The organism is Streptomyces sp. NPDC050703 (genome assembly GCF_040654435.1).
Classification (GTDB): domain Bacteria; phylum Actinomycetota; class Actinomycetes; order Streptomycetales; family Streptomycetaceae; genus Streptomyces.
Genome location: NZ_JBFAHX010000026.1, coordinates 70,382 through 81,878 on the forward strand (window position 1 = coordinate 70,382; position 11,497 = coordinate 81,878).

Consider the following 11,497-nt stretch of genomic DNA (forward strand, 5'->3'; position numbering starts at 1 on the left):
CGGTGATCACGGGTTCGTCGTACGGTCCCAAGGTGAGGGACGCTGTTCGTGCCGTCGCACCAAAGGGCCGTGCGGACCCAAGGGCCGTGCGGACCGCGGTCCGTCACGGGCGCCAGTACAGCGCCGGGTCGGGGTGGTCGACGAAGCCGAGGGCGCGGTAGAGCGGCGCGCCGTCGTCCGAGGCGTAGAGGTCCACGCGGGATGCCCCCTGCTCGCGGAACCAGTCGAGCAGGGCCCGCATGACGGCGCGGCTGTGGCCGCGCCGCCGGTGGGCGGGGTCGGTGACCACGCCGATCACATGACCGACCCGGCCGTTGGGGTTGTGCGGCCCGGGGAACCAGTGCTCGACGGTCCCGATGACGCACGAGGCGAGGCCCTGCTCGCCGTCCACGACCAGGACGCACACGCTCTCCGACGCCAACTTCGCCGTCAGGACGGCCGCGAGTTCGCGGCGCCAGTCGCCGGGGGCCTCGGCGGGGCTGAAGTAGGCGCCGCCGCGGTCCTCGAAGAGCAGCGCGCGCAGGCGTACGAGTTCGGGGATGTCGTCGGGCAGGGCCCGCCGTACGGCGCCGTGGCGGCCGGCGGGTCCAGCGGTCGGAGAGGGGGCGGCGGTCCGTTGTCCGGTGGGGAGACTCATGGGAAGCACCCTGGTGTAATGAGCTTGTGCACCTCAACCCTTACGGCACGGACGCCGTGAACCTTGCCGCGGACCTGTGCAACCGGCGCCCCGCCGACGCCGAGGAGCTGACGCGGCGCTGCCGCGCCGCCGGACTCGCCCTGGAACACCCCGCCACCGCGGCGGACCTGGCCCGCACCCTTGCCGTGCTCGACGCCTGGGAGGAGGTCGTCGACGCCGCGGACGAGCAGGAGCGCGCGGCCCTCGCCAACCGCATGCTCGCCGGGTCCACCGCCCACCCCCGGCTCACCGACCACGCGGGCGACGGCTGGCACCTGCACTACCGCGACGACCGGCTTCCGCCCGGCGCCCTGCTCGCCTCGCTGATCGCCGTCGGCACCGCGCTGCACCTGGTGGGCCGGGGCATGCACCGGCTGCGCCGCTGCGCGGTCACGGAGTGCGTCGTGATCTTCGCCGACACCTCCCGCACCGGCCGGCAGCGCTACTGCTCCCACCGGTGCGCCAACCGCGACGCGGTGCGCCGCCACCGGGCGCGCGCGGCGGTACAGCCGACGGCCGCCGAAACGCGGTTGATGGTCCGGGGCAACCGCGATAGGAAGGCGGGATGACGACTCTCGGCATGGTGTTCCGCCCCCAACTCCCGCCCGAGCGGCTGCGCGGCATGGTGCGCGAGGCGGAGGCCGCGGGCCTCGCCGAGCTGTGGCTCTGGGAGGACTGCTTCCTGGAGAGCGGCATCGCGACCGCCGCCGCGGCGCTCGCCTGGTCCGAACGGCTGCGCGTGGGGGTGGGCCTGCTGCCGGTCCCCCTGCGGAACGTGGCGCTCGCCACGATGGAGGCGGCCACCCTGCACCGTCTCTTCCCCGGCCGCGTCCTGCTCGGCGTGGGGCACGGCGTACAGGACTGGATGGGGCAGGTGGGCGCCCGGGCCGAGTCCCCGCTGACGCTGCTGCGCGAACACCTGCACGCGATGCGGGCGTTGCTCGCGGGCGAGCGCGTCACCACCGAGGGCCGGTACGTACGCCTGGACGGCGTCGCACTCGACTGGCCGCCCGCTGCGGCCCCCGCCGTCTACGCGGGCGCGCGCGGCCCCCGCTCGGTCCGGCTCACCGGGGAGGCCGCGGACGGCACGATCCTGGACGCGAGCACCCCGCCGGACGGTGTGCGCAGGGCGCGGCAGCTCATCGAGGAGGGCCGCGGGGCCGCGGGCCGCACGGCCCCGGCGCACCCCGTGGTGGTCTACCTCCACGCCGCGACCGGCCCCGACGCGCGGGCACGCCTGGACGCGGAGCTGCGGCGCGCGGGCAGCGCGGACGTGCCGGGGCTCGGCGTGGCGGGCGACGCCGAGGACGTGGCGAAGGCCGTGCTCCGCCTGGCCGAGGCGGGCGCCGACACCGTGGTCCTCCAGCCCACCGCCGACGAGCCGGACCCGGAGGGCTACATCCGCTTCGTCACGGACCAGGTCGGCCCGCTGGTCCGCTGACCGGGACCCACCGCGCGCCCCCGGCACGGGCACACCCTAGGCTCTGCCACATGCACGGAGGAGAGGACGACGGCGACGAGGCGGCAGCCGGGGCCGCGTCACTCGACCTGAACCAGCTCCGGACCTTCCTCGCGGTCTACCGCTCGGGTTCCTTCACGGCCGCCGCCCGTCTCCTCGGTCTCTCGCAGCCCACCGTCACCGCCCAGATCCGCTCCCTGGAGCGCAGGCTCGACCGGGAGCTGTTCGCGCGGACGCCGCGCGGCGCGGCCCCCGCGCCGTTCGCCGACGAGCTGGCGACCCGCATCGGCGATCCCCTGGACGCCCTGGCCGAGGTCGCGGGCCACACCGGCGACGGCACGGCCGAGCCGGTCCATCTGGCGGGCCCCGCCGAATTCCTCTCCCACAGCGTGCTGCCGGGCCTCGGCCCGCTGGTGGAGAAGGGGGTGCGGCTGCGGATCACGACGGGCCTCACCGACGACCTCCTGGCGGAGCTGCGCTCGGGCCGGCACGACCTCGTCGTCGCGACGGCCCGGCCGCGCGGGCGCTCGCTCGCCTCGGTGCCGCTCGCCGACGAGGAGTTCGTCCTGGTCACGGGCGCCTCGTGGGCGGAGCGGATCGGCGGCAGGGGACGCGTCGCCGCCGACGGCCCCGCGGTGCTGCACGGCGTGCCCCTGGTCGCCTACGCCGAGGACCTGCCCATCGTCCGCCGCTACTGGCGCCACGTCTACGGCAGGCGCCTGGTGTGCCAGGCCGCCCTCACCATGCCCGACCTGCGGGCGGTCAAGGCCGCGGTGGTGGGCGGCGCGGGCTTCAGCGTGCTGCCCCGCTACCTGTGCCTCGACGAACTGGCCTCGGGGGCGCTGGTCCTGCTCGACGACCCCGAGGACCCGCCCATCAACACCGGGTACCTCGTGCAGCGCCCCGGCTCCTCCGACAACCCGCACGTGGCCCTCGTACGCGACCACCTGCTGGCGTCCGTGCGGGCCGAGTCCTGAGGGTCACGCCTGCGGCGGCGCGGGCGGCGTGAGCCGGAGCCCGTTCTCCCAGATCTTGTTCAGCGTCGTCACCAGCCGCTCGTACGGGATGCGCTGGCCCAGCACGAACACCGAGTAGGCCATGCGGCTCACCATGACGGACAGGGCGTGCGCGGTGATCAGCGGGTCGAGGTCCGTGTCGGCCTCGCCGTTCTCCTGGAGGGTGCGGATGAGCTTGGCGTTGCGCCGGGCGAAGGCGTTGCCCCGCTCGATGCGCAACGCCATGAACTTCTCGTCCACCTGCGCGACCTGCTCGAAGAGGGCCATGAGCCGCGCGTTCTTCTTGTACGCGCGCAGGTACTCGCGGTTGGAGGCGTCGATCAGCTCGCGGGGGTCGGTGATCCCGGTGCGCTCGCGCAGGTGCGGGTGGAGCATCTCCTCCTGCACCTGCGCGACGAGCGCCTGGAAGATCTCTTCCTTGCTGTTGAAGTACGTGTAGAACGACCCGGAGGCGACATGCGCCGCCTTGGAGATGTCCGTGATCCGGGCGTCCAGGTAGCCGTCGCGCTCGAAGACCTCGCGGGCGGCCGCGACCAGTGCGTTCCGCGTCCTGACGCCACGCGCGCTGCGGGGCGTGATCGGTTGCTTCTGGCCGCTGTCCGCGGCCGGGGGCTGGGCGGCCACCGCGATCCATTCACTGTCGTTCTAGCCGTACGTAACCGGGGCAGCGGATGGTATCAGCCGACCGAGGCGAGGAAACGGAGGAGCGCGTCGTCGACCTCGGCGGGCCGCTCCTGCTGGAGCCAGTGGCCCGCGCCCTCGACGACGACGTGTCCGCGCAGGTCGGTCAGGACCCGGTCGAGCCCCTTGGCGGGCATGAACCGGCCCACGGGGTCCTTGGAACCGGTGACGAACAGTGAGGGGCAGTCGATGGTGCGGCCCTCGTGGTGCCCGGTGAGCGCCCAGTTGCGGTCCAGGTTGCGGTAGTAGTTGAGCCCGCCGGTGAAGCCGGTCCCGGTGAACGTGTCGACGTAGTACGCGAGTTCCTCCTCGCTCAGCCAGCGGGGCGCCACCGCCTCCTCGTCCACGCGGGCGGCCCACTTCTCGGAGTAGATCTCCCGGGCGGTCAGCGTCCTGCGTACGTTGCGGCTCAGGGCGCGGTCCGCGACGCCCGGCTCCTGGAACCACACCATGTAGAAGTCGTCGCCCAGGCGCGAGCGCAGGATCGGCAGGGGCGGCGCGGGGGCCCGCGGGGTGACGGGCACGCTCATGCCGGCCACCGCCCGCACCCGCCCGGGGTGCTCAAGGGCCATGTTCCACACCACCGAGGCGCCCCAGTCGTGCCCCACGAAGACGGCGTCGTCGGCGCCCACGTCGTCGAGGAGCGCGACCAGGTCGCCGCAGAGCGTCAGGATGTCGTACGCCCCGACGCCGGCGGGGCGCCCGCTGCCGCCGTAGCCGCGCATGTCGGGGACGAGGACCCGGTGGCCCGCCTCGGCGAGCGCGAAGAGCTGGTGGCGCCAGGAGAACGCCAGCTCGGGAAAGCCGTGGCACAGCACCACCGGCGGCCTGCCGGGACGCGCCTCGCCGTGGTCGAACACCCGGAGAGTGATGTCCCCCGTGGTCACCTCGCGCGTCGCGACGCGCTGCCAGTCGCCGACCGGGATGTGTGCCGTCATGCGCGGGTCTCCTGCCGGAAGGGGTTGAACCTGACGTTGGATTCAAATGTACAGGGGGTCACGGCCGGTGCGGGAGCGCCGCGGGCGAGCGGGCGCGGCGCGCCGGACACCTGGGGTGCCCATTGAACATGAACCCGAATTCAAGTACGGTCCCGGGACACGGTGACACGGTGACACGGCGTCGGCGCCGGTGACGGCGGAGCAGGGAGTACGGCGATGAGCGAGGCACCCCCGCGCCGAGCGGTCCTCTTCGACTTCGGCGGAGTGCTGACCACCAGCGTGGCCACCGCCTTCGCCGGTCTCGGCGCGGAGCTGGGCGGCGACCCGGGGCTCCCGCTGCGCCTCCTCTCCCGGGACCGCGAGAGCTCCGCGCTGCTCGTGGCGCACGAGGAAGGCCGCATCGGCGAGCGGGAGTTCGAGGACGGCTTCGCCGCCCGGCTCCGGGCCCACGGCCTGACGGTGGAGGGCCCGGGCCTGGTGAGCCGCCTGCAGGCCGGGCTGCGCCCGGACCACGACACGATCGCCCTGGTGGCCCGGCTGCGCGCCGCGGGCCACCGCGTCGGACTGCTCTCCAACTCCCTCGGCGACGACTGCTACGCGGGCTTCGACCTGCCCGCCATGTTCGACGCCGTCACGGTCTCCGGGCGGATCGGGGCGCGCAAGCCCTCGCGCCGGGCGTACGCGATCGCCTGCGAGCGGCTCGGAGCCCCGCCCGAGGCCACCGTCATGGTGGACGATCTGCGGCAGAACATCGACGCGGCGGCGCGGCTCGGCATCGCCGGGGTGCTGCACCGTGACGCGGCGGCCACGGCCGCGGAACTGGCGCGCCTCCTCGGCGGCACGCCGGGGCGCACGACGTGACGCCCCCCTCACGGCGCCGGCGGAGCCGGCACCGGCTGGACCAGTAGTGCCGACAACAGCGCCGGCAGTGCCGGCGGACCCGATACCAGGACCGCAGGAGGACCCCGTGTTCGACGTCAGCGACAGGGCCAAGGAGTACCAGGAGCGGCTGCTCGCCTTCATGGACGAGCACGTCTACCCCGCCGAGGCGGTGTACGAGAAGCAGATGGCGGACTCCGGCGACCCGCACTTCCACCCGCCGGTCCTCGAAGAGCTCAAGGCCGAGGCGAGGAAGCAGGGCCTGTGGAACCTCTTCCACCCGCACCCGGAGTGGGGCCCCGGCCTGACCAACCTGGAGTACGCGACGCTCGCCGAGATCATGGGCCGCAGCGCGCACCTCGCCCCGGAGGCCACCAACTGCAACGCCCCGGACACCGGCAACATGGAGGTCCTCACCCTCTTCGGCACCGACGAGCACAAGGAGAAGTGGCTCAAGCCCCTGCTCGCCGGTGAGATCGCCTCCGCGTTCGCGATGACCGAACCCGCCGTGGCCAGCTCCGACGCCCGCAACATCGAGATGCGCATGGTGCGCGACGGCGACGACTACGTCCTCAACGGCCGCAAGTGGTGGACCTCCAACGCCCTGCACAAGAACTGCCGGGTGCTCATCGTGATGGGCAAGACCGACCCGGAGGGGCCGAGCCACCGGCAGCAGAGCATGATGGTCGTCCCGCTCGACACCCCCGGCGTCACCGTCCTGCGCAACCTGCCCGTCTTCGGCTACCAGGACCGCGAGGGCCACGCCGAGGTGCTCTTCGAGGACGTACGCGTCCCGCGCACCGCCCTGCTCGCGGGCGAGGGCGACGGCTTCATGATCAGCCAGGCGCGGCTCGGACCCGGCCGCATCCACCACTGCATGCGCACGATCGGCATGGCCGAGCGCGCCCTCGACCTGATGATCGACCGTGCCCGGTCCCGTACGACGTTCGGCGCTCCCCTCGCCGACCGGGCCAACATCCAGGACTGGATCGCCGAGTCCCGCATCGAGATCGAGATGGCCCGGCTGCTCACCCTCAAGGCCGCGCATCTGATGGACACCGTCGGCAACAAGGAGGCCCGTACCGAGATCGCCGCCATCAAGGTCGCCGCACCCCAGGCGGCCCTGAAGGTCATCGACCGCGCGATCCAGGTGCACGGCGGCGGGGGAGTCTCCGACGACTTCCCGCTCGCGAGCATGTACGCGCACCTGCGCACCCTGCGCCTGGCCGACGGCCCCGACGAGGTGCACAAGCGCAGCATCGCGCTGCGTGAGCTGCGCCGCCGCGAGACCGGGCGGAACGCCCGGTGAGCGGCCCGCTCCAGGGAAGGGTCGCCCTGGTCACCGGAGCCTCGCGGGGCATCGGCCTGGCGGCGGCCGGGGCCCTGCGGGACCGCGGCGCGCGGGTGGTGATCACCTCGCGCAGCGAGGAGCGGGCCGAGGAGGCGGCGCGGCGCCTCGGCGACGGCGTGAGCGGCTTCGGCGCGCACGCCACCGACGAGGAGGCCGCGCGCGCCTGCGTCGAGCACATCGTGGCGTCGTACGGACGGCTCGACGTGCTGGTCAACAACGCCGGCACGAACCCCGCCCACGGCCCGGTCATCGACCAGGACCACGCCCGTTTCGCCAAGACCATGGACGTCAACCTGTGGGCGCCGATTTTGTGGACGTCCCTCGCGGTGAAGGCGTGGATGGGCGAGCACGGCGGCTCGGTCGTCAACACCGCGTCGATCGGCGGCCTCTCGGTCGCGCGGGACGTGGGCGTCTACCACGTCTCCAAGGCCGCGCTGATCCACCTCACCAAGCAGCTCGCGCTGGAACTCGGCCCGAAGGTCCGCGTGAACGCCATCGCGCCCGGCGTCGTACGGACCAGGCTCGCCGAGGCGCTCTGGCAGGAGAACGAGGCGCGCATCGCCGCGGCCACCCCGCTCGGCCGCATCGGGGAGCCCGGGGACCTGGGGGAGGCCGTGGCGTTCCTCGCCGGCGACGGGGCGCGCTGGATCACCGGCGAGACCCTCGTCGTCGACGGAGGGCAACTGCTCGGCAACGGCGCTCTCTGACCGCCGCGGGGGCGCGGGCGGGCAGCGGGAAGCGGGCCCCGGCGGTGGGGGGATACCGCCGGGGCCCGCGGGCCTCATGCCGTACGACCGGAAGCCGTGGTCAGTCCGTGCCGGACTCCATCGCCGCGCGGTCGAGCGCCGACTCCTCGTCCGTCACCTCGCCGCGCGAGGCGATCGCCTGGGCGCCGCCCGCGTCCATGGCGCCGATCAGACCGGTCGACGCCGCCTGCGCGGCGCCGATCGGCGTCGGGTGGCCGCTGCCGACCAGGCCCATGCCCGCGTACTGTTCGAGGCGCGCGCGGGAGTCGGCGATGTCGAGGTTGCGCATCGTGAGCTGGCCGATGCGGTCCACCGGGCCGAAGGCCGAGTCCTCGGTGCGCTCCATGGAGAGCTTGTCCGGGTGGTAGCTGAACGCCGGGCCCGTGGTGTCGAGGATCGTGTAGTCCTCGCCGCGCCGCAGCCGCAGCGTCACCTCGCCGGTGACCGCGGCGCCGACCCAGCGCTGCAGCGACTCCCGGATCATCAGCGCCTGCGGGTCCAGCCAGCGGCCCTCGTACATGAGCCGGCCGAGCCGCCGGCCCTCGTTGTGGTACGCGGCGAGGGTGTCCTCGTTGTGGATCGCGTTGACCAGGCGCTCGTAGGCGATGTGCAGCAGGGCCATGCCGGGCGCCTCGTAGATGCCGCGGCTCTTGGCCTCGATGATGCGGTTCTCGATCTGGTCGGACATGCCGAGGCCGTGCCGCCCGCCGACCGCGTTGGCCTCCATGACGAGGTCGACGGGGGTGGCGAACTCCTTGCCGTTGATCGTCACGGGGCGGCCCTGCTCGAAGCCGACCGTCACGTCCTCCGTGGGGATCTCCACGGAGGGGTCCCAGAACCGCACGCCCATGATCGGTTCGACGGTCTCGATGCCCGTGTCGAGGTGCTCCAGGGTCTTGGCCTCGTGCGTGGCGCCCCAGATGTTGGCGTCCGTGGAGTACGCCTTCTCCGTCGAGTCCCGGTAGGGCAGCTCGTGGGCGAGCAGCCACTCCGACATCTCCTTGCGGCCGCCGAGCTCGCTGACGAAGTCCGCGTCGAGCCAGGGCTTGTAGATCCGCAGGTGCGGGTTGGCCAGCAGGCCGTAGCGGTAGAACCGCTCGATGTCGTTGCCCTTGAACGTGGAGCCGTCGCCCCAGATCTGCACCCCGTCCTCCAGCATCGCCCGCACCAGGAGCGTGCCGGTGACGGCACGGCCGAGCGGCGTGGTGTTGAAGTAGGGGCGGCCACCCGACCTGATGTGGAAGGCGCCGCAGGCCAGGGCCGCGAGACCTTCCTCGACCAGCGCGGCACGGCAGTCGACGAGACGGGTGATCTCGGCGCCGTACGCGGAGGCGCGGCCGGGCACGGAGGCGATGTCGGGCTCGTCGTACTGGCCGATGTCGGCGGTGTACGTGCAGGGCACGGCACCCTTGTCGCGCATCCAGGCGACGGCGACCGAGGTGTCGAGACCGCCGGAGAAGGCAATGCCGACGCGCTCGCCGGTGGGCAGGGAGGTGAGGACCTTGGACATAGGAAGAGTATGCATGAGGATGCATGGCCATGCAAACTCCTTGCTTGCGTACGGTGACGCATCCCCCCCTGTCCGCTGTCCGCCCGGCCGTCACCTTCCCCCCCCCGCGTGGGCGAGTCCGATGCCCCACGGCTCCGATGCCCCACGGCGGTGACCCGGCGGCGGCGCGCCGGCCGGCCGCGCGCGGGGCGTGCCGGAACGTCCCGGCGCGGGGGCAGCGCACGCACTCCTGGCCTCCGGTCCGCCGACGGAGCTAAGCCGAAGAGGAGGGGGCCGGCCCCGCGGCGACGCAGAACTCGTTGCCCTCGGGGTCGGCCATCACTATGTGGTGGCCGGTGAACTCGGCGAGCACGCCGCCGCCCGCCGCGACGAGCCGCTCGGACTCCGCCTTGATCCTGGCCCAGCGCTCGCCCGCGGAGCCGTGGCCCGGCACGCGGACGTCGAGGTGCAGGCGGTTCTTCGCGGTCTTCGGCTCGGGCACCCTCAGCAGCGTCAGGCGCGGGCCGCGCCCCTCGGGGTCGCGGAGCCAGGCCCCGTCGGCCACGGACGCGTCCGCGGCCGGACCGAAGCTCGCGAGCCACTCCTCGCGGGTGGTGAACGGCGCGGGCGGCGGCTCGTCGACATAGCCGAGCGCCGTCTTCCAGAAGGCGCCGAGGAGCTGGGCGTCCGCGCAGTCGAGCGTCAGGTCGATCATGTAGGCCATGGTCGGACCGTAGCGCGCGGCACTGACAACGGGCCCGGGATGTACAGGCCATTCCGGTTCCGTCGAAAGCAAGTGCGGTACGGGTGTGTGAGGCCCCTCAGAGCGGGCACTCGAAGTGTGGGCCCCGCCGTGTCTCCCCCGTCGCGGCGGGGCTCCCCGATGATCGAGGCAGGCCGGAGCCGGGCCGTGCGGCCCCGCGGCACTTCCGCTCCCGCACCGCCATTCCCAATTTCTGCAACGCGTTCTACTGTGTGCGCCGTCAGGTCCGGGAGCGAGTGGGCAAGCCAGAGCCTGGAGGGGCCGTGCACCTCGAATACACGCCGGAGCAGCAGCGGTTGCGCACCGAACTGCGCGCGTACTTCGCCGGCCTCGTGCCGGACGACGTGCACGTCCGCAACGCCGGGCCCGCCGCCCGGAAGCGGTTCTACCGGAAGACCATCCGCCGCCTCGGCGCGGACGGCTGGCTGGGAGTGGGGTGGCCCGAGGAGTACGGCGGCCGCGGGCTCACGCCCATGGAGCAGTTCATCTTCTTCGACGAGGCGGCGCAGGCGGGCGTGCCGCTGCCGCTGATGGCCCTCAACACCGTGGGCCCCACGATCATGCGGTTCGGCACCGAGGAGCAGAAGAGCCACTTCCTGCCGGGAATCCTCTCCGGCGAACTCGACTTCGCCATCGGCTACAGCGAGCCCGACGCGGGCACGGACCTCGCGGCGCTGCGGACGAAGGCGGTGCGGGACGGCGACGAGTACGTCGTCAACGGGCAGAAGATCTGGACGACCAACGGCGACACCGCCGACTGGGTCTGGCTCGCCGTGCGCACCGCGGCACCCGAGGAGGGCGTCCCGCTCCACAAGGGCATCACCATGCTCCTGGTCCCGACGACCGCCCCCGGCTACTCCTGCACCCTCATCAACACCCTCGCCTCGCACGACACCACGGCCGGCTACTACGAGAACGTCCGCGTCCCCGTCACCCGCCGCGTCGGCGAGGAGAACGACGGCTGGCGCCTCATCACCAACCAGCTCAACCACGAGCGCGTCACCCTCGCCGCCCACGGCACGATGGCCATCCGCGCCCTCCACGACGTACAGCGCTGGGCCATGGACACCAAGCTCGCCGACGGCCGCCGCGTCATCGACATCGGCTGGGTCCGCAGGCGCCTCGCCATGACCCACACCCGGCTCGACGCCATGAAGCTCCTCAACTGGCGGATGGTCAACGCCGTCCAGGACGGCACCCTCACCCCGCAGGACGCCTCCGCCGTCAAGGTCTACGGCTCCGAGGCGCGCCGCGACGCGTACGCCTGGCTCATGGAGGTCGTCGGCGCGGCGGGCGCACTCAAGGAGGGCTCGGCGGGCACGGTCCTCCGCGGCGAACTCGAACGCGGCTACCGCTCGGCGGTCATCTTCACCTTCGGCGGCGGCAACAACGAGATCCAGCGGGAGATCATCTCCTGGATCGGCCTGGGGATGCCCCGCGTGCGGCGGTGACCCGCGCGTCGCCCCCCGGCCCCGGGCACCGTCACACTGGAGGACATG

Annotated in this window: 12 protein-coding genes; 7 read left to right on the forward strand and 5 right to left on the reverse strand. The window is 73.1% G+C overall.

The features are described from left to right. Positions 1-103: 103 nt before the first annotated feature. A complete protein-coding gene (locus AB0I16_RS23320; RefSeq protein WP_363251425.1) occupies positions 104-637 on the reverse strand; it encodes a GNAT family N-acetyltransferase in 534 nt (177 codons plus the stop codon). A gap of 26 nt (positions 638-663) precedes the next feature. Between AB0I16_RS23320 and AB0I16_RS23325 the strand changes: the two genes are divergently transcribed. From AB0I16_RS23325 to AB0I16_RS23335, 3 genes are read left to right on the forward strand one after another with little or no spacing between them, the layout of a single operon-like run. Further along, positions 664-1,245: a CGNR zinc finger domain-containing protein gene (locus AB0I16_RS23325; RefSeq protein WP_363251426.1), complete on the forward strand. Its 582-nt coding sequence runs from the start codon at positions 664-666 to the stop codon at positions 1,243-1,245. Next, on the forward strand, positions 1,242-2,117 hold the full coding sequence (locus AB0I16_RS23330) for an LLM class flavin-dependent oxidoreductase (protein ID WP_363251428.1): 876 nt from the start codon (positions 1,242-1,244) through the stop codon (positions 2,115-2,117). The genes AB0I16_RS23325 and AB0I16_RS23330 overlap by 4 nt, the downstream gene beginning before the upstream one ends. A 50-nt stretch (positions 2,118-2,167) precedes the next feature. Then, positions 2,168-3,112 carry a LysR family transcriptional regulator gene (locus tag AB0I16_RS23335; protein ID WP_363251429.1) on the forward strand — a complete coding sequence of 315 codons (945 nt, stop codon included), beginning with the start codon at positions 2,168-2,170 and terminating at the stop codon, positions 3,110-3,112. A gap of 3 nt (positions 3,113-3,115) precedes the next feature. Here the strand turns inward: AB0I16_RS23335 and AB0I16_RS23340 are convergent, their stop codons facing one another. Next, positions 3,116-3,775, reverse strand: coding sequence for a TetR/AcrR family transcriptional regulator (locus tag AB0I16_RS23340; protein ID WP_363251430.1), 660 nt, complete (start codon positions 3,773-3,775; stop codon positions 3,116-3,118). 53 nt (positions 3,776-3,828) lie between these two features. Next, positions 3,829-4,770: an alpha/beta hydrolase gene (locus tag AB0I16_RS23345; RefSeq protein ID WP_363251431.1), complete on the reverse strand. Its 942-nt coding sequence runs from the start codon at positions 4,768-4,770 to the stop codon at positions 3,829-3,831. 216 nt (positions 4,771-4,986) lie between these two features. Here AB0I16_RS23345 and AB0I16_RS23350 point away from each other — a divergent pair, with 216 nt between their 5' ends. The 3 genes from AB0I16_RS23350 (at position 4,987) to AB0I16_RS23360 (ending at position 7,707) form a co-directional block, all read left to right on the forward strand. Continuing rightward, positions 4,987-5,631, forward strand: a complete 645-nt coding sequence (locus AB0I16_RS23350) for an HAD family phosphatase (RefSeq protein WP_363251432.1) — start codon at positions 4,987-4,989, stop codon at positions 5,629-5,631. Between the two features lie 106 nt (positions 5,632-5,737). Next, entirely contained in the window at positions 5,738-6,958 is a 1,221-nt protein-coding gene (locus AB0I16_RS23355; protein ID WP_363251433.1) for an acyl-CoA dehydrogenase family protein, read from the forward strand. Next, entirely contained in the window at positions 6,955-7,707 is a 753-nt protein-coding gene (locus tag AB0I16_RS23360; protein ID WP_363251434.1) for an SDR family oxidoreductase, read from the forward strand. The genes AB0I16_RS23355 and AB0I16_RS23360 overlap by 4 nt, the downstream gene beginning before the upstream one ends. Positions 7,708-7,807: 100 nt before the next feature. On the opposite strand, the gene argG is transcribed toward AB0I16_RS23360, so the two are convergent. Together argG and AB0I16_RS23370 are read right to left on the reverse strand one after the other, a co-directional pair. After that, positions 7,808-9,256, reverse strand: coding sequence for an argininosuccinate synthase (argG, locus tag AB0I16_RS23365; protein WP_363251435.1), 1,449 nt, complete (start codon positions 9,254-9,256; stop codon positions 7,808-7,810). Between the two features lie 253 nt (positions 9,257-9,509). Next, positions 9,510-9,959, reverse strand: a complete 450-nt coding sequence (locus tag AB0I16_RS23370) for a VOC family protein (protein WP_363251436.1) — start codon at positions 9,957-9,959, stop codon at positions 9,510-9,512. A gap of 302 nt (positions 9,960-10,261) precedes the next feature. Between AB0I16_RS23370 and AB0I16_RS23375 the strand changes: the two genes are divergently transcribed. Continuing rightward, complete coding sequence (locus AB0I16_RS23375) at positions 10,262-11,449, forward strand: acyl-CoA dehydrogenase family protein (RefSeq protein ID WP_363251437.1); 1,188 nt, start codon at positions 10,262-10,264, stop codon at positions 11,447-11,449. The last annotated feature ends 48 nt before the right edge of the window (positions 11,450-11,497 follow it).

Coding starts and splice junctions, on each gene's coding strand:
- AB0I16_RS23350 (WP_363251432.1), top strand. CDS start 4,987: ATGAGCGAGGCACCCCCGCGCCGAGCGGTCCTCTTCGACTTCGGCGGA.
- AB0I16_RS23335 (WP_363251429.1), top strand. CDS start 2,168: ATGCACGGAGGAGAGGACGACGGCGACGAGGCGGCAGCCGGGGCCGCG.
- AB0I16_RS23370 (WP_363251436.1), bottom strand. CDS start 9,959: ATGGCCTACATGATCGACCTGACGCTCGACTGCGCGGACGCCCAGCTC.
- AB0I16_RS23330 (WP_363251428.1), top strand. CDS start 1,242: ATGACGACTCTCGGCATGGTGTTCCGCCCCCAACTCCCGCCCGAGCGG.
- AB0I16_RS23320 (WP_363251425.1), bottom strand. CDS start 637: ATGAGTCTCCCCACCGGACAACGGACCGCCGCCCCCTCTCCGACCGCT.
- argG (WP_363251435.1), bottom strand. CDS start 9,256: ATGTCCAAGGTCCTCACCTCCCTGCCCACCGGCGAGCGCGTCGGCATT.
- AB0I16_RS23345 (WP_363251431.1), bottom strand. CDS start 4,770: ATGACGGCACACATCCCGGTCGGCGACTGGCAGCGCGTCGCGACGCGC.